The sequence below is a fragment of the Glutamicibacter sp. NPDC087661 genome (genome assembly GCF_044743275.1).
Classification (GTDB): domain Bacteria; phylum Actinomycetota; class Actinomycetes; order Actinomycetales; family Micrococcaceae; genus Glutamicibacter.
On record NZ_JBIUWE010000003.1, the window covers coordinates 137,028 to 162,222 of the forward strand.

General features: G+C 63.8%; 23 protein-coding genes. 6 read left to right on the top strand and 17 right to left on the bottom strand.

Features of this window, described 5'->3' with window-relative positions; translation table 11 throughout:
• Positions 1 to 5: 5 nt before the first annotated feature.
• Positions 6 to 1,049 carry an LLM class flavin-dependent oxidoreductase gene (locus ACIOTN_RS09935; protein ID WP_402735271.1) on the bottom strand — a complete coding sequence of 348 codons (1,044 nt, stop codon included), beginning with the start codon at positions 1,047 to 1,049 and terminating at the stop codon, positions 6 to 8.
• Positions 1,050 to 1,258: 209 nt separating this feature from the next.
• Between ACIOTN_RS09935 and ACIOTN_RS09940 the strand changes: the two genes are divergently transcribed.
• A complete protein-coding gene (locus ACIOTN_RS09940; protein ID WP_402735272.1) occupies positions 1,259 to 1,786 on the top strand; it encodes a hypothetical protein in 528 nt (175 codons plus the stop codon).
• Positions 1,787 to 1,936: 150 nt separating this feature from the next.
• Here ACIOTN_RS09940 and ACIOTN_RS09945 read toward each other — a convergent pair whose 3' ends face one another.
• The 9 genes from ACIOTN_RS09945 to purS all read right to left on the bottom strand — a co-directional run bounded on the left by ACIOTN_RS09945 (position 1,937) and on the right by purS (position 12,247).
• Positions 1,937 to 3,283: an enterochelin esterase domain-containing protein gene (locus ACIOTN_RS09945; protein WP_402735273.1), complete on the bottom strand. Its 1,347-nt coding sequence runs from the start codon at positions 3,281 to 3,283 to the stop codon at positions 1,937 to 1,939.
• Positions 3,273 to 4,121, bottom strand: coding sequence for a siderophore-interacting protein (locus tag ACIOTN_RS09950; protein ID WP_402735274.1), 849 nt, complete (start codon positions 4,119 to 4,121; stop codon positions 3,273 to 3,275). The genes ACIOTN_RS09945 and ACIOTN_RS09950 overlap by 11 nt, the downstream gene beginning before the upstream one ends.
• Positions 4,122 to 4,135: 14 nt before the next feature.
• Positions 4,136 to 5,155, bottom strand: a complete 1,020-nt coding sequence (locus ACIOTN_RS09955; protein ID WP_402735275.1) for a FecCD family ABC transporter permease — start codon at positions 5,153 to 5,155, stop codon at positions 4,136 to 4,138.
• A complete protein-coding gene (locus ACIOTN_RS09960; protein ID WP_402735276.1) occupies positions 5,152 to 6,171 on the bottom strand; it encodes a FecCD family ABC transporter permease in 1,020 nt (339 codons plus the stop codon). Before ACIOTN_RS09960 ends, ACIOTN_RS09955 begins: the two co-directional genes overlap by 4 nt.
• A gap of 10 nt (positions 6,172 to 6,181) precedes the next feature.
• On the bottom strand, positions 6,182 to 7,204 hold the full coding sequence (fepB, locus tag ACIOTN_RS09965; RefSeq protein WP_402735277.1) for a Fe2+-enterobactin ABC transporter substrate-binding protein: 1,023 nt from the start codon (positions 7,202 to 7,204) through the stop codon (positions 6,182 to 6,184).
• A 196-nt stretch (positions 7,205 to 7,400) separates the two neighbouring features.
• Complete coding sequence (locus tag ACIOTN_RS09970; RefSeq protein ID WP_402735278.1) at positions 7,401 to 8,780, bottom strand: helix-turn-helix domain-containing protein; 1,380 nt, start codon at positions 8,778 to 8,780, stop codon at positions 7,401 to 7,403.
• A gap of 151 nt (positions 8,781 to 8,931) precedes the next feature.
• Positions 8,932 to 11,247 carry a phosphoribosylformylglycinamidine synthase subunit PurL gene (gene purL / locus ACIOTN_RS09975; RefSeq protein ID WP_400291159.1) on the bottom strand — a complete coding sequence of 772 codons (2,316 nt, stop codon included), beginning with the start codon at positions 11,245 to 11,247 and terminating at the stop codon, positions 8,932 to 8,934.
• Positions 11,244 to 11,996 (bottom strand): phosphoribosylformylglycinamidine synthase subunit PurQ, encoded by a 753-nt coding sequence (gene purQ, locus ACIOTN_RS09980; protein WP_402735279.1) that lies wholly within the window; start codon positions 11,994 to 11,996, stop codon positions 11,244 to 11,246. The genes purL and purQ overlap by 4 nt, the downstream gene beginning before the upstream one ends.
• Positions 11,996 to 12,247, bottom strand: coding sequence for a phosphoribosylformylglycinamidine synthase subunit PurS (purS, locus tag ACIOTN_RS09985; protein ID WP_102598679.1), 252 nt, complete (start codon positions 12,245 to 12,247; stop codon positions 11,996 to 11,998). Before purS ends, purQ begins: the two co-directional genes overlap by 1 nt.
• Before the next feature lie 220 nt (positions 12,248 to 12,467).
• Here purS and ACIOTN_RS09990 point away from each other — a divergent pair, with 220 nt between their 5' ends.
• Entirely contained in the window at positions 12,468 to 12,878 is a 411-nt protein-coding gene (locus ACIOTN_RS09990; protein ID WP_133834337.1) for a YchJ family protein, read from the top strand.
• Positions 12,879 to 12,881: 3 nt separating this feature from the next.
• Here the strand turns inward: ACIOTN_RS09990 and ACIOTN_RS09995 are convergent, their stop codons facing one another.
• Complete coding sequence (locus ACIOTN_RS09995) at positions 12,882 to 13,874, bottom strand: ankyrin repeat domain-containing protein (protein WP_388024565.1); 993 nt, start codon at positions 13,872 to 13,874, stop codon at positions 12,882 to 12,884.
• A 179-nt stretch (positions 13,875 to 14,053) separates the two neighbouring features.
• Here ACIOTN_RS09995 and ACIOTN_RS10000 point away from each other — a divergent pair, with 179 nt between their 5' ends.
• Complete coding sequence (locus ACIOTN_RS10000) at positions 14,054 to 15,184, top strand: methyltransferase domain-containing protein (protein ID WP_105657980.1); 1,131 nt, start codon at positions 14,054 to 14,056, stop codon at positions 15,182 to 15,184.
• Here the strand turns inward: ACIOTN_RS10000 and ACIOTN_RS10005 are convergent.
• From ACIOTN_RS10005 to ACIOTN_RS10015, 3 genes are read right to left on the bottom strand one after another with little or no spacing between them, the layout of a single operon-like run.
• Positions 15,181 to 16,758 (bottom strand): sodium:proton antiporter, encoded by a 1,578-nt coding sequence (locus ACIOTN_RS10005; RefSeq protein WP_105657981.1) that lies wholly within the window; start codon positions 16,756 to 16,758, stop codon positions 15,181 to 15,183. The genes ACIOTN_RS10000 and ACIOTN_RS10005 overlap by 4 nt on opposite strands.
• 48 nt (positions 16,759 to 16,806) lie before the next feature.
• Entirely contained in the window at positions 16,807 to 17,238 is a 432-nt protein-coding gene (locus ACIOTN_RS10010; protein WP_388024563.1) for a hypothetical protein, read from the bottom strand.
• 32 nt (positions 17,239 to 17,270) lie between these two features.
• A complete protein-coding gene (locus ACIOTN_RS10015; protein ID WP_402735280.1) occupies positions 17,271 to 18,170 on the bottom strand; it encodes a 3-methyladenine DNA glycosylase in 900 nt (299 codons plus the stop codon).
• A 77-nt stretch (positions 18,171 to 18,247) separates the two neighbouring features.
• Between ACIOTN_RS10015 and ACIOTN_RS10020 the strand changes: the two genes are divergently transcribed.
• From ACIOTN_RS10020 to ACIOTN_RS10030, 3 genes are all read left to right on the top strand, one after another.
• A complete protein-coding gene (locus tag ACIOTN_RS10020; protein ID WP_105662399.1) occupies positions 18,248 to 18,802 on the top strand; it encodes a DinB family protein in 555 nt (184 codons plus the stop codon).
• A gap of 221 nt (positions 18,803 to 19,023) precedes the next feature.
• A complete protein-coding gene (locus ACIOTN_RS10025) occupies positions 19,024 to 20,373 on the top strand; it encodes a TIGR01777 family oxidoreductase (protein ID WP_402735281.1) in 1,350 nt (449 codons plus the stop codon).
• Positions 20,374 to 20,526: 153 nt separating this feature from the next.
• A complete protein-coding gene (locus ACIOTN_RS10030; RefSeq protein WP_400291172.1) occupies positions 20,527 to 21,657 on the top strand; it encodes a ferrochelatase in 1,131 nt (376 codons plus the stop codon).
• 231 nt (positions 21,658 to 21,888) lie between these two features.
• Here ACIOTN_RS10030 and ACIOTN_RS10035 read toward each other — a convergent pair whose 3' ends face one another.
• The 3 genes from ACIOTN_RS10035 to ACIOTN_RS10045 all read right to left on the bottom strand — a co-directional run bounded on the left by ACIOTN_RS10035 (position 21,889) and on the right by ACIOTN_RS10045 (position 24,891).
• Complete coding sequence (locus tag ACIOTN_RS10035; protein ID WP_402735282.1) at positions 21,889 to 22,269, bottom strand: twin-arginine translocase TatA/TatE family subunit; 381 nt, start codon at positions 22,267 to 22,269, stop codon at positions 21,889 to 21,891.
• A gap of 160 nt (positions 22,270 to 22,429) precedes the next feature.
• The gene (locus ACIOTN_RS10040) at positions 22,430 to 23,830 is read right to left on the bottom strand and encodes an LCP family protein (RefSeq protein WP_402735283.1); all 1,401 of its coding nucleotides are present in this window, start codon (positions 23,828 to 23,830) and stop codon (positions 22,430 to 22,432) included.
• Between the two features lie 167 nt (positions 23,831 to 23,997).
• The gene (locus ACIOTN_RS10045) at positions 23,998 to 24,891 is read right to left on the bottom strand and encodes a LysR family transcriptional regulator (protein WP_105657988.1); all 894 of its coding nucleotides are present in this window, start codon (positions 24,889 to 24,891) and stop codon (positions 23,998 to 24,000) included.
• Between the last annotated feature and the right edge of the window lie 304 nt (positions 24,892 to 25,195).

Here is a 25,195-nt window from a genome sequence, read left to right on the forward strand (position 1 = left end):
CGGGTCTAGCTCTCGGAAAGCATTTCGCGTACCAGCGGGATGACCTTTTCGCCGTAGAGTTCCACGGCACGCAAGCGGGCGCCAGCTTCTACCGCGCCGCCGGAGTAGATCAAATCGAAACGGCCGATATCCAGGGACTTGAGGGTCTTGGCGATCTTGCGGGCCACGGTTTCCGGCGAGCCGACGTACAGCGAGCCTTCGCTGATCTCGTGCTCGAATTCTCCGCGGCCCATTGGGCTCCAGCCACGGGACGCGCCGATGCGGTCACGCTGTTCCTTGTAGGCGTCGAACATGTGCTCGCGGGCCAGCTCGTCGGTTTCTGCCACGAAGCCGGGGGAGTGCAGGCCCACGGGCAGGGTTGGGTGGCCGAACTGGTCGTTGGCCCGGCGGTACAGGTCGATGTAGGGTGCGAAGCGCTCGGGGGACCCGCCGATGACAGCGAGCATCATGCGGAATCCGTAGTGCGCGGTGCGGATGACCGACTGCGGGGAACCGCCCACGCCCACCCAGGTGTTCAGGCGGCCGGACTCGGTCTTCGGGAATACTTCCATATCCTCCAGCGGTGCACGCTTGGTTCCCTGCCAGGTCACCGGCTTTTCGTCGAGCAGCTTGTGGAACAGGTCGATCTTCTCGTCGAAAAGCAGTTCGTAGTCAGCCATGTCATGGCCGAACAACGGGAAGGACTCGGTAAAGGAGCCGCGGCCCAGCATGACCTCGGCACGTCCGTTGGACAAGGCATCAACAGTGGCGAAGCGCTGGAAGACGCGGACCGGATCGTCGGAGGACAGCACGGTCACGCCGGATCCGAGGCGGATCCGCTCGGTCGCCGTGGCAATGCCCGCCAGAACGGTCTCGGGGCTGGAGATAGCGTATTCCGGGCGGTGGTGTTCGCCGACAGCGATCACATCGACGCCGGCCTGATCGGCCGCGATGGCTTCCTGGACCGTGGCGCGGATGCCCTGGGCATGGGTTACCAGCTTGCCTGACTTGTTGCTGGGTACGTCGCCAAAGGTGTCGAGGCCGAATTCGATGTTCTCGAAGGCGTTCATTGCGTGTTCCCCGTTTCAAATACTTGGTTGATGCATCAATTATCACCTTAATTCATTGACGTGTCAACTACTTTAGTTTGACCCTCTCCAGCTGATCTATTGAGAGCTGCAAAGGAGCCAAACTGCAACGGATTCGTGCTGGATTGGACTCGCCGCGCACGGCTACGGTGGGAACGCCATTCGTTCGAGTTTGGCGAGGAGGAATTACCATGCGAACTCAACGAACCTCCCCGGTGCCATTGGCGCTCGCTGTTGCGGTGCTCATGCTTGCGGCCGGCTGCAGCCAAGGCCCCGGCAGTGAAACGCCCGGAAGCCCGCCGCAGCCAACCAGCGCTGATACTGCTACCGCGGAGCCGCCAGCCAGCACCGGCGCCTCTACTGAGGCGCAGAGCGCGGATCCGGCGGCGAGTTCCGCGGAGCCAACCACAGCCGCCCTGACGCTGTTCTATGTTGCCGTGGGCGATGAGGGGAAGTCGGGGTCGGAGATCGGCTGCGGCGACTCGCTGGTCGCGACCGAAACGGGACCAGAGGAATTCACCAACCAAGTCGAGGCCTCGATCACCGCACTCCTGGCTGATGACGAGGAAATGCTCGGAGAATCAGTGCTGCGCAACGCCTTGGCCGGCTCCGGCCTCGACTACGTTTCATCGGCGGTGGAAGGCGATGCGGTGACCGTCGAATTGAGCGGAACCGTGAAATCCGGCGGCGCCTGCGATGATCCGCGCATTGTCGAATAGCTCCAATACACCGCGATGACCGCGCCCGGTACCGGCGAGGCCCGGATCCTTGTTAACGGAAAAGAGCTCGAAGAAGTGCTCAGCGCCAAATAATCTGCCCAAACAAAAACGGCGGCCCTGCCCAAAGAGGAGGACCGCCGCCAACTGCACTCAGTGGCCTGCCGCGGGATAGGCGCGCACCAGCGCGGAAAGCAGTTCCGGTGCCCACCAGGCCCAGTCGTGGCCGCCGGAGAACAGCTGGTACTGGATGCGCTGTGCAGCATCGCTTCCCTGCAGGGCGCCGAGGGTCTGCGCACAGGATTCGGCAATGCGCGTTTCATAGCACCCCGCCTGGATTTCCAGCTCAACGTGCGCAGCCAATGACTGCAGCTGCGCGGACACATCGGTGTGCCACAGCGAGGGGGATTGCGCCACTGCCTTGCCGAACAGTTCCGGGTAAAGCAGAACCCCCAGCATCGCGGCGAGACCGCCGAAAGACGAACCGGTGAGCAGCGTGCCGGCAGGATCGGCCCGCACGTTGAAGCCGCTGCGCGCCCAGGGCAGGAACTGCCCAGCCAGCGAGCGGGTGGTGCCCGTTGCGTGCGGCAACTCGTCGGAGCGCAGCGGAATCGACGTGGAATCCACGAACATCACGTGCACCGGCGCCAGCACTTTGGCGTTGATCGCATTGTCCAGGCTCTCGGCGAAGGACAGGTGCTTCACCCAGGTGGCCCCGTCATGCACGACCACCAGCGGGGTCGGCTCCTGCTGGGCGCCGGATTCGCTGCCTGGCGGCTGGTACATCCACACGCTGCGTTCGCGTGCGCAGTTCTCATCCTGCACAAGGTGGTGGCTCAGCCGCGGGTGCAACCCCTGCGTGCCGGCCTCGGCCGCACCCCAGCCGCCCAGCGATGGCCCACTGCGCCCCGCGGCGGGAACCGCCGGGGCCAGATGCGGGTTGGCCGTGGCCTTGGGACCGCGGAATACCGACACCGCGGCGCCGTTCATGGTGGCCGAAACCTGCGGGTTCAGCGGATCGGGGCCTCCGCCATCAGCCGCCAGCCGGATCGCGCGGCGGTCCGCTGCCTGATGCCAGGGGGCCGGGCCGTCACCGCGGTGCACGGTGATCCGGTAGGAGGCAACCCAGTCGGCAGGCACCAGCAGGGTAATGCTCCACAGGCGCTCGCCGGACTGCTCGAATTCGCTGGCCGCCAGGTCCTCATGGTCCACTAGCGCATTGGCTGACAGGATCACCGCCCGCGCCGGATCCGCGGGCTGCTCGTCGAGGAACAGGAACGTCGCATGCACCATGTCCTGGCCGCCATCGCCTGTCGTGGCGCAGCGGTCGACCAGCGGGTAGTCCAGGCTGCCCGCGGCCAGGGCCGCCGGCAGGGCGGCGATGCCTTCGGGGCTGACCCGGGAAGCGAGGAATCCGCGCGCCCGCGGGGTGGCCGCCCCGTTGCCGCGGGCTTCGACCCGCGGTGCTGCCGCGGCGTACGGGGTGCGCTCAGTGTGCATGGGCATGCTCATGTCCCGGGCGCTCGTAGTCCATCTCGTCCTTGACCCGGTCGTGGTCCGAGTCCTTGCCGTAGGCCACCTCGTCCATCGATTGGTGCCAGTAGCCGATGATCAGCCGGTTGGCGCGCTCGATCCCTACGCGGGCCGCCCACTTGCGGGCGAAGCGCACCACCTGCGACTCGGCCCCGACCCACAGGTGCACGCCGGAAAAGTCTGCGTGACCGGCCGGCGGCTGCAGCCGCTGCATCGCCTCGATGAGCAGCCCGGTGCTTCCCGCCGGCGCCCCGCCGCGCGTCAGCCAGTGCACCTGCACGCCCTCGGGCTTGGCCAGCGGGTGGATGTCGTCCTCGTCCGCCACCTCGATGAACACCTGGCCGAGCTGGCCGGCGGGCATCTGCTCCAGGGTGTCGCTGATGGCAGGCAGCGCGGTCTCATCGCCGAAGAGCTGGGCGTGGCCGCCGGGCTTGAGCACCAGCCCGCCGCCGCCCAGGGCGCCGAGCACATCGCCCGGGGCGATGCGTTCCACCCAGGCGCTGGCCAGCCCCTCGTCCCCGTGGCGGACGAAGTCGATGGCCAGCCTCGAGGCCTGCTGGTCCATGAAGCGCACCGTGTAGGTGCGCACCCGCGAGCGCTGGTCGCCGGTGAAGACCCAGCGTCCGCGCTCGTCCTCGCCGGGCTGGTCCAGCGGCTGGCCCGGAGCAGGGAAGTAGATCTTGATGTTCGGCACGCACGGCGGGGCGGCCAGGTACTCGGCCACCCCGGCTCCGCAGAACACCACCCGGCGCATCCGCGGGGTGTAGTCGATGATCTCCTCGACGATCATTTCATTGGCTGGCATGGGTGCTCCTCGGGTCAGGTTCGGGTAGTCGGTCGGGTGAGCAGGTAGAGCAGGTAGAGGCCGCCGGCCAGCGAGGTGGCCAGGCCGATGGGCACCTGCGCGCGCAGCGGCAGATGCTGGGTGGCCACGTCGCAGGCCAGCAGCAGCAGCGCCCCGGTGAGCGCCGCCTGCCAGATCGGCACCGTGCGGTTGCCGATCAGCTGGCGGATGATCTGCCCGGAGGCCAGGGCCACGAAAGCGATCGGGCCGGCGGCGGCGGTGGCCGCGGCGGTCAGGCAGACGGCGGCGAAGATCGTGATCCGGCGGACCAGTTCGGCGCTGACGCCCAGCGCCTGGGCGGTGTCATCGCCCATTTCCAACAGGGTCAGGTGCCGGCCGTGCGCCATCAGCAGCGGCAGCAGCGCCAGCAGGCACAGGCCCACCAGGCCCGCGTCGGCCCAGCTGCGCCCGCCCAGCGATCCCGAAAGCCACAGGTTCGCCTGGGCGGCCAGGTCCGCGTCCCCCTTGGAGAGCAGGATGGTGTTCACCGCGCCGAGCATGGCGCCCACGCCGATGCCGATGATCACCAGGCGCTGCCCGCCGGTGGTGCGCTTGGAGAAGGACAGCGCGTAAACCGCCGCGGCGGTGAGCAGCCCGCAGACCATGGCGGCCAGGCCGGTGGCCCAGGCGCCGGCGCTGAACAGCACGATCTGCGCCACGGCGCCGGTGGCGGCACCCGTGGTGAAGCCGATGATGTCAGGGCTGCCCAGCGGGTTGCGGGAGATCGACTGGAAGCAGGCGCCGGCCGCGCCCAGGGCCGCGCCCACGCCAATGGCGGTGAGCACGCGCGGGGCGCGGATCTTCTGCACCACCAGCACGTCCTTCGGCTCGCCGGAACCCAGCAGCGCGCCGAGCACCTGGCCCGGGCCCAGCATGATGGTTCCGGTGCCCATCGCCAGCAGCGCGCCGAGCGTCAGCAGCAGCGCCAGGATGCCGAGCACCAGGCGGGTGCGGGTGCGGGTGAATCGCTGTGTTGCAGGGGTTCGGGTGCTCATTTGCCCGCCTTCAGTCGTCGACGGGCCAGGTAGATGAACACCGGTGCGCCGATCAGGGCGCTCATCGCCCCGGCACCGATTTCCGCCGGGGCGGCCACCATGCGCCCGGCGATGTCGGCGATGAGCAGCACACCGGCGCCCAGCAGCATGGACAGCGGCAGGCTGCGCAGGTGCTGTGCGCCAACGAGCATCCGCGCCGCATGCGGGGCGGCCAGGCCGACAAAGCTGATCGGCCCGGCGGCCGCGGTGGCGGCCCCGGCCAGCAGCATCACCGCGAGCGAGGACAGCAGCCAGGCCCGGGTGGGATTCACGCCCAGCGCGCGGGCGCTGTCTTCGCCCAGGGCCAGCGCGTCCAGCGAACGGGACAGGCCCAGGGCGATCATCGCGCCGGTGAGCACCACCAGCGCGGCGATCGGCAGCACGTCGTAGCCGCGGCCCTGCAGCGAGCCGGTGGTCCAGGAAGCGAAGCGCTCATGGGTTTCGGTGCCGCCGCCGATGACCAGGATCTGCGTGGCGGCCATCAGCATCACCGACAGCCCGGCGCCGGCGAGCACCAGGCGCACCACGTCATTGCCCGACTGCCTGCGGCTGCCCATGAAGTAGACGATGAGGCTGGCCGCGGCCGCCCCGGCGAAGGCAAAGGACATGTAGCCGGCCGGCTGCACGACCCCGACGGTGATCGCAATGGCCACCGCGAAGGCGGCGCCGGCGTTCACGCCCAGCAGCCCGGGCTCGGCCAGCGGGTTGCGGGTCATGGACTGCATCAGCGCGCCGGCCAACCCCAGCCCGGCGCCGACCACCACGGCCAGCAGCGTGCGCGGCACGCGCAGCTCGCGCACCAGCAGGTGGTCGTTGTTCCCCGGATCGAAGCTGGCCAGGGCGGCCCAGGACTCGGCCAGCGAGATGTTCTTGGTGCCCAGTGCGCAGGAGAGCAGCCCCAGCAGCATCAGGACGGCCGAAGCCGCCAGCCAGGGCGAAACCCTGGGCCGGCGGCGGGCACTGCGTTCTTGAAGCACTGCCGGTGGCCTACTTGCCTGCGCTCAATCCCGGGAACTCGTTCTCGAAGTAGTCCAGGATGTCGTTGGAGGAGTAGTAGTCCAGGCGGAAAGAGTTGGCCAGCGGGAAGATGTTGCCGCTGATCACCGAGGGCAGGTTGGACAGCGTCGGATCCGCGGCGAAGGACTTCGCGGTCTTGTCGTTGGCGGAGATCAGGAAGACCGAGTCGCCGGTGGCGGATTCGGACAGGCCCTCGTAGCTGGTGAAGGCGAAGTCCTCGCGCTTCTGGGCGGAGGTGTCGAACTGCGCCGGAGGCTCGATAATCTCGAAGCCCATGGCGCCGATCAGTGCCGAATGCGGTCCGCTCTGCTTGCCCACGGGGGAATCGGCGCCCTTGTTGTAAGAGACGATCGAAGCGGTGCTGCCGGCCGGGATGGCCAGCTTCTCCTTGATCTCGGCGGCGCGCTGGTCGAATTCGCTGACGATCGATTCGGCGTTGGCTTCGGTGCCGGTGGCTTCGGCCAGCTCCTCGGCCAGCGACTTCCAGTCCTTGTCGCCGTAGTTGACCACGTAGGTCGGGGCCAGCGACTGCAGCTGCTCGAGGTTGTCCATTTCGGAGTCGGCGCCAGAGGTCGAGACCACGATCAGATCCGGATCCTGGGCCACGACGGCCTCCAGATTGAAGTTGCCCAGCTGGTAGACCGGTGCCACCTCGCGCTCGACTGCCACGTCGGCCCACTGGGTGAACCATCCGTTCTCGTCGCTCTGCGGGCTGATGGCGGCGGTGGAGGAGCCGACGACCGGGGCATCCAGGGCCAGCAGGGTGCCGGTGGTGGACACCGTGGTGGAGATGATGCGCTCCGGCTTGGCCGGGATCTGCACCTCGTTTCCGGCGTCATCCGTGAGCGTGCGCGGCCAGTTGCCGGTGTCCGCGGAATCGGCGGCCGGAGAGCCGTCTGCTGCGGCAGTTCCGTTTGCGGCGCAGGCGCCAAGCGAAAGGGTGAGGGCCGCTGCAGCGGCCAGGGATGCGAATTTGCGAGCGGATGAACGCATGGGGGTTGCTCCTCGGTGGGTATCCGCGCCGAAGGCGGCGCGGTGGAGTTCAAGGGTGACGGTCTCCCACCTTAGCCGGGGTTAATTTAGGCTCACCTTGCCCCTATGGGTCCAACCGAGCATTATCTGCCGGAATTTCCGGGATTTTCAGCGGGTTCCGGTGGTGGATCGAGAAGGCTAAGATGTCGTTAAGTGATCAAAAAATGTCCGTTGGGAGGGTGTAGTCTGCCGGCTTGGGACGGCGTCCGCGGGTCTTAGCGTAGGCGCGGGAGAAGTTCCCGGCGTCGCTGAATCCGAGCTGGAGGGCGACCATCGGCACCGGGAATCCTGCATTCAGCAAGGCTTCGGCATGCTGGAAGCGGGAGGCCTGGCGCCAGGCGCGCAGGCTCATGCCGGTCTCGGCGCTCCAGCGCCGCTGCAGCTGGCGCAGGCTCAGGCCATGCTGCGCGGCGGCAGCGGACGCCGGCAGCTTTCCCCGGGTATCGGCGGCCAGGGTGCCGGCCAGCGAACGCATTTCGGCAGAGTGCGGCCAGGGCAATCCGGGATAATTCGGCACCAGCTGCAGCAGCTTCACGGTGTCGAACGGGTCGAAGTGGACCGGACGCAGCAGCGTGATGTGCGAAACCGCGCGGTGCAGCATGGCCTGGAAGAACTCGACCGGCAGCTGGCAGGGCATCCGGTGCTGCTGCCCGGACGGCAGAGAACCGGCTGGTAGGGACAGCGGGATCAGCAGCGAGCCCTGCTCGATCTGCAGGCGCAGGGACTGCCCGGCAGGGACCAGCATGAATTGCCCGCCCTGCAGCTGCTGGGTGCGTTCGCGTCCGGTGCCTTCCCCATGGGCCAGCTGGCAAATGCTGGCTCGTCCGCGCACCGCCCAGAGCACCAGATCCTGGTTGGCAAGGTTCATCCAGCGGGTGGTCAAGGCCGGAGGCTGGCTGGCGCTGTGCGGAAGCACGCGGTCCAACGCGCCGAGCCGTGCCTGCTGGCGCCATTGCCGGAAATTCAGTCCGGTTTCGGCGAGGAATGCGCGGCGCAAGGTCCGTTCGGACACGGCGAACTTCCGCGCATAATCGGCCAAGTGCAGCGTGCCGTGCGGATGGGCCAGCAGGTGGGCGACTACCTTCCGGGCTGCGCTGTGCCGTGGCATGGCCAGCGGAACGGGCCGGGTGGAGGAGGGGGAGGCGACGGCGAAATGCGCCAGCGTATCGAGCACCCGCTGCGCACTGGCCTGGCCCTGGTGCACGGGCGAGAGGGTCAGCAGCATCAGGTGGAACATCCACTGCGATTGGGCCGGCGGCACGTTGATCAGCCGCCACCCGTCGCCCAGCCTGTGGTTGGACGTTGTCCTGACCATGATCGACAAGGCCAGGGAGTGGGCATCATGCTCCACCTTGTGCGCAATGAACCGCGGGATCCACAGCGCTTGGCCGGCCTGCAGCAGCTGCACCGTTTCCTCGAAATGCACGCGCGCCGTCCCGTTGCTGACCCAGACCACGATGCTGTAGGTCAGATTGCATTTCCAGTTCACCACCACTGGCTGCAGGGCCGCGGCGGGCAGCCCGTCGGGTTCAGCCATGGTCAGATCCTTTGGAAGCCGGGAACGGGAACTGTGGTGTTCCCAGATTATCGTTTCCGAGGTGCGGCGCGCGCGGGGACAGCCTGGGTGCAGATGGACAACGGCGGCCCTCCTCGATGAGGAGAGCCGCCGTTGACAGGTTGGCTGGAGCCTAGCCGAAGTACTTCTTCATGGTGCCTTCGGAAGCTTCACGCAGCTCATCCACCGAAACGGTGAACTCGCCCTGGACTTCCAGGACGCCGGACTGCGCATCGACAATGCCCATGCGGGCCACGGTGACACCGCGGGCACTGGTCATGTCGTTGAAGCGGACCTCTTCGCTGCGTGGAACGGCAACCAAGGCGCGTGCCTGGGACTCCGAGAACAGCGCGGTGAAGGAATCGATGCCGTCACGCTGCTTGATCTCGTCCAGGGCCACGCGAGCGCCAACGCCGTAGCGCAGGACCATCTCGGACAGCGCTGCAAGCAGGCCGCCCTCGGACAGGTCGTGCGCGGCGTCGATCATGCCGTCGCGGCTGGCGTTGATCAGGATTGCGCCCAGTGCCTTCTCGGCAGCCAGGTCGACCTTTGGCGGCAGGCCGCCGAGGTGGCCGCGCAGGTTGGCGAACTCCGAGCCGTCCAGTTCATCGGCGGTGGTGCCGATCAGGTAGATGGCCTGGCCGTCGGCCTCTTCGCGCCAGCCCGAAGGGGTGCGGCGAGCGACGTCGTCGAACTTGCCCAGGGTCGCAACCACAGGGGTTGGGTGGATGGCCTTGTCGCCGGTCTGGTTGTACAGCGAGACATTGCCGCCGGTGACCGGGACGCCGAGCTCCATGCACGCATCGGACAGGCCGCGGATGCCCTCGGCCAGCTGCCACATGACATCCGGGTCCTCTGGGGAGCCGTAGTTCAGGCAGTCCGAAACAGCGGCAGGGATCGCACCGGAGGTGGCGACGTTGCGGTAGGACTCAGCCAGCGCCAGCTGGGCGCCGGCGTACGGGTCCAGGTAGGTGTAGCGGCCGTTGGCATCGGTGGCGATGGCCACGCCGAGTCCGGTGGACTCGTCGATGCGGACCACGCCGGCATCGTCCGGGGCGGCCAGCGCGGTGTTGCCGCCGACGTAGCGGTCATACTGGCTGGTGATCCAGGACTTGTCGCACATGTTCGGGCTGGCGATCAGCTCCAGGGCGGCGGCCTTCAGCTCTTCGCCGGTAGCTGGCAGGTTGGCGCCGGCTTCCGAGGACTTGAAGGTGTCAGCCTGCAGCGCATCCTGCCACTGCGGGCGGGCATACGGGCGGTCGTAGACCGGGCCGTCGTGGGCGACGGTCTTCGGGTCCACGTCCACGATGACTTCGCCATTCCAGGTGATGATCAGCCGATCGGTGTCGGTGACCTCGCCCAGCCAGGAGTACTCCACGTTCCACTTGGCCATGACGGCCTCGAACGCTTCGATGTTCTGCGGGGTGACTACGGCCATCATGCGTTCCTGGGACTCCGACATCAGGATTTCGCCCGGGGTCAGGGTGGAGTCGCGCAGCAGCACGTTGGTCAGCTCGACCTGCATGCCGCCTTCGCCGTTGGAAGCCAGTTCGCTGGTGGCGCAGGAGATGCCTGCGGCGCCCAGGTCCTGGATGCCCTCGACCAGCGAGGCCTTGAACAATTCCAGGCAGCACTCGATGAGCACCTTCTCGGCGAACGGGTCGCCCACCTGCACCGCAGGGCGCTTGGAGGGCTTGGTGTCGTCGAAGGACTCCGAGGCCAGCACCGACGCGCCGCCAATGCCGTCGCCACCGGTGCGCGCACCGAAGAGCACGACCTTGTTGCCCACGCCCGAGGCATTGGCCAGGCGCAGATCCTCGTGGCGCAGTGCGCCCACGGCCAGTGCGTTGACCAGCGGGTTGCCCTGGTAGATCGGGTCGAAGACGGTTTCGCCGCCGATGTTCGGCAGGCCCAGCGAGTTGCCGTAGCCGCCGATGCCCGAGACCACGCCGTGCACGACGCGCTGCGAGTCCTCGTGGTCGATCGCGCCGAAACGCAGCGGATCCATCACGGCGATCGGGCGGGCGCCCATGGAGATGATATCGCGCACGATGCCGCCGATGCCGGTAGCGGCACCCTGGTACGGCTCGACGTAGGAAGGCGAGTTGTGGGACTCGATCTTGAAGGTCACGGCCCAGCCGTCGCCCAGGTCGGTGACACCGGCGTTTTCGCCCATGCCGACCATCAGGTCCTTCTTCATTTCCGGGGTGACCTTCTGGCCGAACTGGCGCAGGTGGTTCTTGGTGGACTTGTACGAGCAGTGCTCGGACCACATGACCGAGTACATGGCCAATTCAGCGGCGGTCGGACGACGGCCCAGGATCTTCACGATCTCGGCGAACTCGTTGTCCTTCAGGCCCAGCTCTGCCCATGGCAGTTCTACATCCGGGGTGCCCGCTGCGTTATCGACGGTGTCGATATTGAATTCCTTAGTGGCTTCCTGGCTCACTTTTTGCCTCCAACAAGGTGGGTCAGAACACTGGTGAAGAATGCCAGCCCGTCGGTGCCGCGGTGGTCCGGGCCGAAGCCGGCCTCAATGGCGTGCTCCGGGTGCGGCATCAGGCCGACAACGTTGCCGGCCTTGTTGCTCACGCCGGCGATCGAGCGGCGCGAGCCGTTCGGGTTCCAGCCCATGTAGGAGAACGCGATGCGGTTTTCAGCTTCGAGCTCGTCCAGGACCTTCTCGTCGGCCACGTACTGGCCATCCTGGTTCTTCAGCACGATGGTGATTTCCTGGCCGGCTTCGAAGCCGTTGGTCCATGCGGTCTGGTTGTTCTCCACGCGCAGCAGCTGATCGCGGCAGATGAACTTCAAGTGGTCGTTCTTGATCATCGATCCGGGCAGCAGGTGCGACTCGGTGAGGATCTGGAAACCGTTGCAGATGCCCAGCACGGGCAGCTTGGCATCGGAGTTCGCGGCATCTGCGATCTTCGCCATCATCGGTGCGAAGCGGGAGATCGCGCCGGCGCGCAGGTAGTCGCCGTAGGAGAAGCCGCCGGGGATCACCACGGCGTCGACATCCTGCAGGTCGGTGTCGGCGTGCCACAGGGACACCGCTTCGGCACCGGCTGCGCGCACGGCGCGAGCGGCGTCGCGGTCATCGAGGGTGCCCGGGAAGGTCACCACGCCGATGCGCGCTCCGGAAAGTTCAGTGCTTGGCGTTGAATAGTCGCCAATCAGGGGAAGTTCGGCGCTCATTAGTCTTCGAATACCTCGACGTTGACGACATCTTCGATCACCGGGTTGGAAAGCAGGGTTTCTGCAGCCTCGCGAGCCTGGGCGAGGATTTCTTCGGTCACCTCGCCGTCCACGGACAGTTCAAAGCGCTTGCCCTGGCGGACAGCTTCGAAGGAGGTGAAGCCTAGGCGGGGAAGAGCTCCCGCGATGGCCTTGCCCTGAGGGTCAAGGATTTCTGGCTTGAGCATGACATCTACAACGATGCGGGGCATCCGGCATATCTCCTGTTGGCGAGGTTAAGTTAAATGCCACACGGAGATGCCGTCTCACACCAGGGGGATTTGGCGCTCCGCGAGCTTGCCTTCATAGTCTACCCGTGAATGTGATGGGGAAAACGTCCCTGTGCGCGATAGCACCGATATCCTGCGGTTTAAGTCATGTGATCTTAGGCTCACGGGTTGTCGAAGCGCGCTCGACGCGTATGCTGAAACTGTGAAAAATGCTAGTCAAACCGTCTGCGCCTGCCGAGTCCTGGACGCTGCGAAGCTGTCCTACGAGAACTGCTGCAAACCCTTGCATGACGGAAGGGAAGACGGCTCCTTGCTGCCGCAGACCGCGGAGCAGCTGATGCGCTCACGCTACAGCGCCTTCGTGCTGGGGCTGTCGCAGTATTTGCTGGCGACCTGGCATGAGAGCACGAGGCCCAAGGAACTGGACTTGGATTCGCAGATGCGCTGGACCGGCTTGGAGATCATTTCAACCCGTGCTGGCGGCGCGGCGGCCTCCCGCGGGGTGGTGGAATTCGCTGCGTACTATCGCGACGGCCGGCATGAAGCGCAGCAGCATGAGGTCAGCACCTTCGTGAAGCAGGACGGCGCCTGGTTCTACCTCGACGCCCTCTAGGATTCAGCGCTTGGCTGCAGCCTGCAGCATGGTCAGCATCTGGCTCTGCTGGCGTTCACGCGCTAGCTTGAATGCATCAGAACCGGAGTGGTCCTCCAAATGCGGGTCCGCCCCGTTGATAATCAGCAAACGCGCGATGGTGATGGCATTGGCGGTGCCCTGGCCCAGGACAATGGTTTCGTGCAGGGCCGTCCAGCCCAGGTCATTAACCTGGTCTACCGGGATATCGGTGCGGAGCAACTGGCGCACGGCCTGAACCCGGCCATTCTCGCTGGCGACGGTCAAAGCGGTCCCGCCCATGCGATTCACCGCCGTGAGGTCGGCCCCGCCGTCAATGAGAAGCTTCAGCGTTTCAACCTGGCCATTGGCGCTCGCGCGCAGGAACGGCGACTCGTAGAAGTCGTCCTTCTTGTCGGGATCCGAGCCTGCTTCGAAGAGGGTCTTGGCGATGGCAGGGTTCTTGTTGATGACTGCACGCATCAGCGCGGTGCGACCGGCCTCGTCCTGCGCGTCGAGGTCAGCTCCATCCTTGAGCGCCGCCTTGACGTCCTTCAGCTTGCCTCGATTCACTGCAGCGAACAGCTGCGTGGTGGCCTTGGACATTTCGGCCGCTGAACTGGGAAGCGCCTTGATGGAGGCACCAGTGTTGGCACCCGAGGCCAGGGGCGACAGCGATGTCTTGGAGCTTTCGGGCTTGGCCGGAGTGCCGGCGGGCTGCTTGGCTGAATTGCTCGGAGTCGTGGTGGGAGCAGTGGCATTGTTCCCGGTTGGAGCCGGAAGCGGGACGCTGGAGCTTGCTGCGGCCTTGCTCGGAGCGGGCAGGGATTTTTCGGTGGCACTGCTGGAAGACGGGGCGGGAACCGGGGTGGAAGAAACTTCATGAGCCTGGGGTGAAGAAGCGGCGCAACTCGTGCAGGCGCCGATCACGGCAGCAAGGGGGAGTGCAAGCAATGCAATGCCACGGCGATGCGTGGATAGCCCGGTATGAAGTGCCATCTGTCCTTTCGCGGTTAAACAACCCTTCCCCGTATGGCTTTCGCATCATGCAGGGATTCTGCTCAGTAACTTTTGATCAATTGCGAGCTTAGCGGCCAAAGCTGAAAATTTGCGGTCAATCAGCGCCAAGATTTCTCTGTGCTCGGTGCCGGCCGATCTTCGCTAAAATCATAAGCACCATGGAATGCCTTTACTTTTCTGCCTCCCGTTGCCGCTCATGCACCTTGATGACGGTGCCTTACGCCCAGCAACTGCAATCTAAGGTAGCGGATTGCCAGCAGCTGCTGGCCGGCTTCCCAGGCCTGGAATTCCTTCCGCCCCAAGCCAGTAGCGAACAGGGCTTCCGCAACAAAGCCAAAATGGTCATTTCCGGAACCACCGGCCAGCCGACCATCGGCATCCTGGATGCCGACGGCCACGGTGTCGATCTGCGCAACTGCGGAGTCATCGCAGCACCGCTACGTGCCGTATTCCCGGTCATCGAGCAGTTCATTCATGATCTGAAGCTCATTCCCTACGACGTTCCCAAGCGCAAGGGCGAACTCAAGCATGTGATTCTCACCCTGTCGGATACCGGTTCGGTGATGGTCCGTTGGGTATTGCGCACCAAGAAGCATTTTGTGGCACTGCGTGATTCGCTGCCGCAATTCCTTGAGCAGCTTCCACGCCACAGCGTGGTGTCGGTGAACTTCTTGCCTGAGCACAAGGCAGTGCTGGAAGGCGAAGAAGAAATCATTCTTACCCGCCGAACCACCTTGGAATTCGGGCTGAACGGCGTACCGATGCACCTGCGCCCCCAGGGCTTCTTCCAGACCAACAGCGAGATCGCTGCCGCCTTGTACCGGCAGGCCCGCCAATGGATCAACGATGCCAACCCCGAAAGCGTTTGGGATCTGTACAGCGGGGTGGGTGGTTTCGCACTGCATTGCGCTACCGAGGACCGTACCGTGTACGGCATCGAGACCAGCGGGGAAGCCGTTGAATCGGCAAAGACCAGCGCCAAGACCATGGAGCTGGATGACATCCATTTCAGGGTCCAAGACGCAACCGAATTCGCGCTGGGTGCCGGCTGGGCGCCAGAGGCGGTAATCGTGAATCCTCCGCGCCGCGGTATCTCCGCAGAGCTATCGAAGTGGCTGAACGAGTCCGATGTCCAGCACATCATTTACTCCAGCTGCAACGCGAAGTCACTGGCCAGGGACCTGGAGCGTTTGGAGAACTACGCTCCGCAGCAGGCTCGCGTCATGGACATGTTCCCGCAGACCAGCCACTACGAAGTCATCGTGAAGCTGGAGCGCAAGGCCGCCTAGCGATCCAGGGTTGCGGTGCGTCGGTCAAGGCGGCCGACAATCTCGTCAACGATGTGCGGGTCGATATTCGGTTCGCGGCGGGCCTTGAGCAGCTCGTCGCGGGCGGCTTCCAGGGCGATGGCCTGGATCGAATCGGCCTTGGCGATCACCGCGCGAATCTGCGTGTACTTTTCGTCCGAGATCGCATCGTGCGGATCCGGGTCCTTGGCCAGGATGGTATGCAGCGAGTTCATGCGCCGGCGCACTGCCTGCTGGTAATTCTCCGGCAGCTCTTCGAGCTGCACGTTCTTGCGCAGCGCCGCCAGTGCGACAGCCTCGGCGCGACGGGCCAGGGCCCGGCGGGCACGCTTGGCATCTTGCTCGTTGTTGCGCAGCTTCAGCACGCGCATCAGCGCTGGCAAGGTCAGGCCCGGGAGCACCAAAGTGCACAGCAAGACGGAGCAAGCGGCGACCACCACGAAGTTGCGTCCCTCGATGGCCGATCCATCCGCTGCGACCTTGGGCAGTGCCAGGGCCAAGGCCAAAGTCGCCAGCCCGCGCATGCCGCACCAAGTGAGCACCAGCGCATCCTTGCGCGCAGGAATCTTGGGCTTGCTGCGGTTGGGCAGGTAGTAGGTCGCCAGCATCCACAGCGCACGCACTGCGATGACCACGAAGCAGATCGCGGCGATGCCCGGGATGAAGCCGATCAGGTTGCTGCCTTCCTCCTGGATCACCTGGTTCATCTCGATGCCCATCAAGCCGAAAGCCAGGCCGGTGGCCAGCAGCTCGAGCACTTCCCAGAAGGATTGCCGGGTTAGGCGTTCGGCAGAGTCCTGGGGGCGGTCCCGCCGCACCATTTCAAGGGCCGTCACCACCACTGCGATGACCCCTGAAATATGCAGCTCCTCCGCAATCATGTAGACCGCATAAGGTGCCACCAAGGTGGCCGCGCAACGCGCTGCCAGGTTGGGAACGAAGCGGTTCAAGGCGCCGATGGCCCAGCCCATGGCCAGACCCAGGACTACCGCCCCTGCGGCACCGAGCAGGAACTGCGGAATGATTTCGAGTCCGACTTCCGAGCCATTCAGGGTTGCCTGGACGGCCAACTGGAAGATCACGATGGCCATTGCGTCGTTGAACAGGCCCTCGGTTTCCAGCAGGGACGTCAGGCGCCGCGGCATTTTCACCTTGGTGGCAATTGCATCCACCGCGACCGGGTCAGGCGGGGCCACTACTGCGCCCAACGCCAATGCCAGCGGAATGGAAGCGATGGGGGAGAAGGCCAGCGCGGTAGCGGCCACGGTGCCTGCTGTCACCACGATGAGCACCACGGCCAGCCGGATCAGGGCCTTCCAGCGGAAGCGGAACACCGACCAACTGCTGCGCTGGGCCGTAGCGAAAAGCAAAGGCGGCAAGAAGATCGGCAGGATCAGCTCGGGCTCAATATGCATTTCGGGCATGAACGGCAAGAAACCTGCCAGCGTCGCGAAAATCAGCATCAAGATCGGGTAGGGCAATTTAATGCGTTCCCCGATGCCGACAATCAAGATCGTGGCGAATAGCAGCGCGATAACCAGCAGGAAAAACTCCATAGTCTTACTATTCTAGTTTCTCCGCGCAGTTATTCAGGGGTTATCGACTCATGATTTCACGGAACCGAGTAGAAATGAGGCGGCATCCCAACGATCGATGGCGCAGCCGTTATGCCGTGAAAAGCTCGTATTCACCGTCTCGCCGTGCAGGGTTCCGCTTATTTCGGCCCGTTGCGGTCCACCGTATATTTCGGTGCAGATTTCCTGGGGATCAACTTCTCCGGCAATGGCACCGGGTTCAAGCTCGAGCTGCAAGCAAGCTTTGGATGCGTTCGGCAATGTGCTGGATTCAGCGGCTTGTTCGCCGGTGCATTCCAGGGAGTACTGCTGTGAAATTTCGCTGCCGTCATCGCGAATGGTGATTTCCAATTGGGTCTGCGGCCCCTGTCCGATGCTGGTGGCGCAGGAAGCCAGCGAGAGGCTCACGCAGCCGAGCGCGATACCGGCCGGAATCAGGCGAAGGCCCCGTGCAGTAACCATGGATCAATCTTGCCTGCGGCCGCGAATAAGTTCTAGTCTTCCGGGAAGATTGGCAGGTTGTTGGCGACTTCCAGCAATTGATTGCGCAGCGAGTCGGCACGCTGGGCAAATTCCTTTTGCAATCTCACGTACGCGGCCTTGCCCTCGGGAGTTTCAATGCGGATGGGTTCATGGCCCCAATCGCCCAGATCATAGGGGGACGCCTGCATATCCATGGTGCGAATGTCCCAGGCGAGCTCGAAGCAGTCCATGACCAAGCCGCTTGGCACCGCAGGGGAGAGCTTATAGGCCCACTTATACAGATCCATGTTGGCGTGCAAGCAACCGGGCTGCTCCAGGTCGCGCTGGGTTTCCCTGGTCGGCTGCAGCTCGTTGAGCTCGATCGCCTGGGGAGTGTAGAAGCGGAATGCATCGAAGTGGGTGCAACGGATCTTGTGGGTTTCCACCACTTCGTCGGTTCCCTGCGCACCCAAGCGCAGCGGGAGATATTCATGGCGGATGCCGTTGGCCTCGGATTTGTAGGCCATCGCCCATTCATGCAGGCCGAAGCAGGAGAAGTTTCCTGGCCGCTGCGCGGTGCCGGCCAGAATGATGCGGGCGAACTCGATGGCTCGGGCGCGCGCCTTGCCGAATGCCTCCGCATCGAAGTGGTATCCCGTACCGTGGCCGGTTTGGACTCTGCGGTAGAACTTCCACTCGCCGCGTTCTTGGGCCGCGTCTCCGGCTAGAACCACGTTCATCCCTGGATGCCAGCGGTAGAGCTGGCCCGGCTTTTGCGTGTAATAGGTGAACAGGAAGTCCTCGATGGGATGCTTCTTGCCCTTCATCCGCCGTTCCACGAAAGGTTCGCCAAAGGCCCGAGCCCGTGCTTCATGCTCAGCGGCAGGCGGCATCCACTGCGAGGGTTCCAAAATGGCGGCGGTCAGAGGCATACTTCTAATTATTCAATTCATGGGCCGATGAAACCAGTTTGGTACGCCAACTCACACTTCTCGCAAAGGGGTACGCCATGGAAATCCTGCCTCCCTGGGAACCGCCAATGAGCGGCTCCGACCAGCAGCATCTGTTCGGGATGCTTGACAGGCTGCGCGCCACTTTCAGATACAAGGCCGACGGGCTGGACATCGAACAGCTGGCAACCAAGTTGCCCAGCAGCCAGCTCAGCCTGGGCGGATTGCTCCAGCATCTTGCCCTTGTCGAAGATGAGAAATTCACCTACTTCATTGCCGGGCAACGACCTGAAGTCCTCCTTGGGTTCACTGCCAACGGGCGCGAGCACTTCGTGGTTGATCTGGAAGAGGATCCGGAGAATCTTTATCAACGCTACGACCGGGCCGTGGCCAAAAGCCGGGGAATCCAGCAGTCCGTTATCGAGGAAGGGAAGCTGGACACGGACTCGGGGTTGGCATTCGATGGCAAGCATGCGTCGATACGCAGAATCATCTGCGACCTGATTGAAGAGTATGGGCGGCATGCAGGGCATGCGGATCTCTTGCGTGAAGCCATCGACGGGCGGGTGGGCGAGGATCCTCCCTTCGGCTATCTTCCTGCATGGTATGCCTAGCTTTCTGGTTGCATTGGCAGCCGCTTCGGGCAACAGCCGGCCCGTTAGTTGTCCGCAATCAAGCTCGGTTCAGAAGTTCTTGTTCCTGCTCCAAGTCTGCCGGGGTAGCGTGCTGCAGGAAACCGAGGGATTCATTGCGGCGCCGGACCAGACATTGCGACGGAATTCAGCAATTTCCCATCCTCGGGAACCGGCCTGCCTGAAGCCTCTAGGATGGGGCCATGAACACTGAGCGCTCCAGCCAGCTGCCGGCATCTGCATCCGTTGTCTTCGACTGGTTCTCGCGACCCGGGGCCATGCAGCGGCTCTTGCCGCCGTGGCTTCCGCTGAAGGTCATTGAAGAAGCCGGTTCGCTGAAGGACGGGACGGCCGTGCTGGGCCTTCCCGGCGGAGTGCTGTGGAATGCCAAGCACCAGCCTGAGGGGTTCGCGGAGAACCGCAGTTTCGTCGACCAGCTTGAACCCGAAGGGGTTCGCGGCCTTCCTGCCCGGGTGGTGCAGTGGCGGCATGAGCATTACTTCGAGCCCGCGGGCGCACAGTGCACGACCGTGGGCGACTGCATCCAGTCGAATATGCCAGGACGGCAGATCGAATCGATGCTTGCATACCGCCACCGCCAGCTGGCAGACGATTTTGCCGCACATCAGCGGGCGGCGCAGGCCGGGTTGAAGCCGCTGGTGATAGCGCTGACCGGTTCAAGCGGATTAGTCGGACAGGCTTTGTGCGCCTTCTTGTCCACCGGCGGGCACCGGGTCGTCAAGCTCGTGCGGCACGAGCCGGAATCGGCAAGCGAACGGCGCTGGAATCCGCTGGATCCTGACCCGAGCCTGCTCGATGGCTGCGACGCGGTCATCCATTTGGCCGGAGCCAGCATCTTCGGCCGGTTCAGCCAAGCACATCGGCAGGCAATTCTCTCCAGCCGCATCGAACCGACCCGATCCCTTGCCCTGCTGGCGTCACGTTCAGGTGTCCGGACCTTCATCAGCGCTTCGGCCATCGGATTCTACGGTGCTTCAGCCGGACCGCACCCATTGGACGAGACCGATTCCCCGCGGGCCGGGACTCCGGATTTCCTGGCTGACGTGGTGGACCGCTGGGAACGTGCGGCGAATGCGGGGGACAGCGGCATGCGCCGGGTGCAGATCAGGACCGGTATCGTGCTGAGCCCCAAAGGCGGGATGCTCGCCGTTTTGCGTCCTGTATTCTCCGCAGGCCTGGGCGGTCCCCTGGCAGGGGGAAAGCAGATGCTTTCGTGGATCGGGCTTGATGACCTGCTGGACATCTACCATCGCGCGCTCTGGGATTCGCAATTGACAGGTCCGGTCAATGCGGTGGCACCGCAGCCGGTGAGCAACGCAGAATTCACCAGGGCCTTGGCGCGCGCAGTGAGGCGGCCTGCCATCATTCCGGTTCCTGCCGCGGCTCCCAAATTGCTGCTGGGAGCCGAAGGGTCCCACCTTCTGGCCATGGCTGATCAGAAAATTGTCCCGCGCAAATTGCTCGATGCCGGTCATCAGTTCCGCAATGAGCGCATTGAGCTGGAACTGGCTCATAGCCTGGGCAGTCGTTAGGGGTCGGCGACGCCCGCTGGCGATTCGGAGGCAAAGCAATTATTGTTAGCTTGGCTAGATAAAAGCTAATCTAGGTAATTGCTTGCGACTGCCAGCTCCGGGGAATTTTGCCCATGGCGGCAGTTGCCCGAGAAGAAAGCGTGGACGATCCCGATGGGAAACATGCAGGTAGCGCCGTTTGATGCAGTTGTGCTGATGTCCTTTGGCGGGCCGGAAAAGCCCGAAGATGTCCTGCCCTTCCTGCAAAACGTTACCCGGGGACGAGGGATTCCGGACGAGCGCCTTGAAGAGGTGGGCGAGCACTACTACATGTTCGGCGGAAAATCTCCGATCAATGAGCAGAACCAGGCTTTGCAGCAAGCCGTTCAAGAGGAATTCGCAGCCCGCGGCATCGATACGCCACTGCTCTGGGGGAACCGGAATTGGGAACCGTACCTCACCGAAGTGGTCGGAAACCATGCGCGCAGGCACGGCTCGAGAAGGTTCCTGGCCATCGATACGTCGGCCTACTCCTCATATTCCTCGTGCCGGCAATACCGCGAGGATTTCGCCGGAACTGTGGCGGCACTGCAAGAAGAGGGCCTCGAGGTGGTGATCGATAAAGTCCGGCAGTACTACAATCATCCGGGATTCGCTCATGCGCAGTTGGACTGCGTGCGGAAGGGATTGAAGGAATTCAAGCAGCTCGTCGGCGGCCTGGACCGCAACCGGCACAAGATCCTATATGTCACCCATTCGATCCCTACTGCGATGCAAGAATCATCGCAGAAGTTCACCGCCGGCTACCAGCGGCAGCATGAGGAGCTCATGGCCTGGATTGGCGGGGAACTAGCTGGTGAGGAGCAGCTGGATGCCGAACTGGTGTACTGCTCCCGTTCTGGATCCATGCACACTCCCTGGCTGGAACCGGACATCAATGACCGCATGCGCGAGCTTGCGGAAACTGGAACTGAGGGCGTTCTGGTTGTACCCCTCGGATTCGTTTCGGACCACATGGAGGTCAAATTCGATCTGGATACCGAAGCGGCAGATACCGCGCGCGAGTTGGGGATGGCGTTTCTCCGTGCCGGCAGTGTTGGCACCTCACCGTCGTTTGTCAGCGGCTTGGTCGATCTGGTCCTGGAACGGGCAGCGCAAGTGCGTGGCGAGCAGCCGGAGTCATCGACCATCGCCGGAAGCAAAGCGCTGGGCCCGGGCAGTGGCGCCTGCTCCCTGAATTGCTGTGAAGGCACTACTAGGAAAAATACCGTTCCGAATTGGAGCGCCGGCGTGCCTACAGGCTAGGCCGGCAGCAGGCTGGTGGCCGATCCCGGGAATCCTTTTTCGGCCGGCCATCACGGTTGGCCGACGAATCAGCGAAGCTGGACCGATTGCGGATAGATGCCGGAATCCGTGCGATCCGGATGAAGGAACCGGGTGGAGCTTTGGGGACTGCGATGAATGAATTCTGTCCACCGGATCCGTATTCACTGCTCGCGCGGTCAGCGGACACTTGCGGCAAGGAGCAGTGGCGTCCTAAGTGCTTTCGTCGTCAAAAGGGGCCGGACCGGAGGGTTCTGGCGGTGATGATGCACTCCTGGTCTCGGGTCCCCTTGAGCGGGCAGAATCCGGGAATCCTTGGACAGGCGGCTCTTCGAGTTGATCTCGCAGCACTTCGCTGATGATCCTTCGAGGATCATATTGCCGCGGATCGAACTTCTTCAGATCCATGTCCGCGAAATCCTCGCCAAGCTCCTCGCGGAGTTGTTCCTGGGCACCAGAGGCGAGTCGGCGCAACTCGCGAATCAGCGTGGCTAGTTTCCTTGCGTAGTCGGGCAATTTTTCAGGTCCGAGCAGCACGGCCGCCAAAATGGCCAGCACGATGAATTCATTGCCATTGATGCCTGCAATGCTCACTGTGAATCACCTCGCTGCAAGGGACGCGGTCAAACGGAATTGGCAGGTGCAGCCCAGCCGGAATACGAAGGCCAACAGCCGCGGGCAAACGGAGATTCGCCTGGCAGCCATCGCGGCATGGCAGGATTTTCCGGTGGCGCGGCCTGCCCTAGGGGCCGGCTCAGCCGCAGAGTTTCTGGTCTGCTTTGCGGCTGTTCACCTTGACAGGCTGCTTTTCTGGCCGCCCCAGGTTTTGGTAATCCTGGCCCAGGATCAATTCGATGCTTTCGACATCGGCGACTGTTGCCTCGATGTCGAGATCGACTGCCTTGGCGAATGCGTCGGCTGTTTTCCTGGCTGCATCAGTATCCGGAATCAGCAGCCGTGTTTGCGCCTGCAAGGACGCCGCGGTAGTGATTGAAGTGACGGTGAAGCCTTGCTCCGTGGCTTCGTTGGCGAATTTGCCGGCCAGTCCGCTCACTCGCGCTGCGTTGGCTATGCTGACAGGCAGCTGCCGGGCGGAGGCTTTCGCCGTGGCAGTTTCTCCTGCATCCGATTCGGAGCCGGATTCGGACTCGGAATCCGGATTCACCTGGATGTCTTGCTTGATGCGTTCAAAGATGAGGGTCGCGTCCGGAGCCGGGACCACCCGGTTGGCGTTTGATGGTGCAGGCTGGGTCGGCATGGTCATGAAGGTGATCTTGTCCGTGGGAACGTCCTTGACCCGCGCAGCCAATCCTGCAAGTTCCGGTAGCGAACTCAGTTCCGGGTCCACGGTCATCGAGGAGGTAATCGCGTCAAGGAAAGAGTAGAGCCGGTCCGGGCGTGCGAGAGCTTCCTTGCTGGTGGCACGCTGGACGATTGCGGACATGACCTTCTGCTGGTTTCCGAGCCGAGCGAGGTCGCTTCCATCGCCAACGGCATGGCGGGTCCTGGCCAGGGCAAGCGCATCGGTTCCGTCCAGCTCCTGCAGCCCGGCTGGAAGATCCAGGTTTGCTTTCGGATCGGTCATTGGCTGGGCCAGGCACACGCTGACCCCGTCGAGTGCGTCGATGATTGAAATGAATCCCTCGAAATCCACCTCAATGAAGTGGTTCAGGTGAACCCCGGTGAGCGCTTCCACTGCGGCGACAGAGCATGCGGGACCGTAATTCAGCGCAGAATTGATCATGCCGTATCCTCCGGCATAAGCGCCGGACCCGGTATCCGCGCAGGCCGGGCGCTGCAATACGGTATCGCGTGGGATCTGGACCGCCTCGATGCGCTCGTTGCCTGGCGACAAGTGGACAAGCAGCATGGAATCGCTGCGTCGGGAGCCGTTATCCGTGCCGAAGCCGGTGGAGCTGAAATCCCGGCTATCGGAACCGAGAACCAGCAGATTCAGGCCTTCGCTGGAGTCCGGGACATCCGCTTCAGACGCCCTGAGCGCCGAGACGGAAATATTTCCCTGCAGGCGCAGGAAGGCAATGCTGGTCGGCACAACTACTGCCAGCACCAGCGCCGCTGCAATGATGGCAGCTACCCGGCGCCGCGGCCGTTTGGAACTACGCCTGGCAGAGGAAGGTGTTCGTTGGGAATTCACGATCTTGCTCTCCTTGGTAGGACCATGGCCGGATTACCCATCAAGCTGACCACGTGGAACGCCGCTGGAACCAATAGCATGGTTGATTAGAGCCATGCATGCAGCGCATGAAAGGCTGATTTCGCGCGCAGGTTCAGGAGAGCGGAAGCCGCCTGGAGATCTCTGTCTCAGAGGTATTCGAGGAATTCGCCCAGCGCCGGATTGCGGTATTCTTCGCGGCGGTAGATGACGCCCAGGGGCCTGCTGGCTGGCAAGCTCAGCGGGACCTGCTTGCCGCCGAAGATCACGGCGGTGCTGGCCATGATCCGTGGAACCAAGGTGATGCCGCCGGCGGCGATGCCCAGATGGACCAATGCGTCGCGTTGCGTTGTGGTGATGAGCCGCGGAGCGGTGGCCTTCAAGCTCCGGTAAACTTCGTCGGTGATCTTGCGAATCGAGGTGCCCTGGGGGAGGGTGGCCAGAGTCAGGGAATTGAGCAATTCAGTGCTTAGCCCAGTGTCCGGGTCCACCTCGGTATCCTCGGATACGACCGCCGAGAATTGCTGATCGCGCAGGGATTTGCCGATGAGGTCCGCGGGGATGCGCTCGTTCACGCCAAAAGCCACATCGGCACGATTCAGGCGAAGCGCATCGGCAAGCTGCTCATCGTCCTCCACGCTCAGGATCTCTATCCGGACACCGGGGTGCTGGCGATGGAAGGGGCCGATGTACTCGGGCATGATTCCTCCAACCAGGGAGGGCAACCCCGCGATGCGCAGGGATCCGGTGGCCAATGCACGCGTGGAGGAGGCGATGGTTCCGATCGCGGCGACTTCACGCAGTGCCCGGCGGCCGGCAGGAATGATGCTCCGGCCAACCTCGGTCAGCACCATGTCCCTTCCAGCGGCCCGGAACACGGGCATGCCAAGAGTGCGCTCCAACGCGCTAATGCGCCGGGACAAGGAGGGCTGGGAGATGCCAAGGATATCCGCGGCGGCGGTGAAGGAACCATAGTCCACAATCATGACAACCGCTTCGAGCTGGGCCAGGGAGATGCTGTTGTCCAGAGGTTCTCTTTCCATGCGCTGGAGCCTTCCTTTGCGTCGGGAGAAGACGGTCGAATTCGCGGTGTGGCCCAGTGGCGGGTCCATCCGGTCCAGGGGAAGCACGCGCTGTGCACGTCTTGCCCTGCCTCCAGTTTTTCACGGGAAACTGTGCTTGCTGAACCGGCGCCCTGTGCAGACCGTCAATGGCTGGCGGGAAGAAGCAACTGGGTGCTCGAATAGCTGCATGCGGCAGCCTCCGGCGGGCTGCCAACAGGGTCAGCCCGGGTTAAACACCGGACTCCGTGCCACCCGCTTGGAAATGTCCGGGTGGCACGGAGCC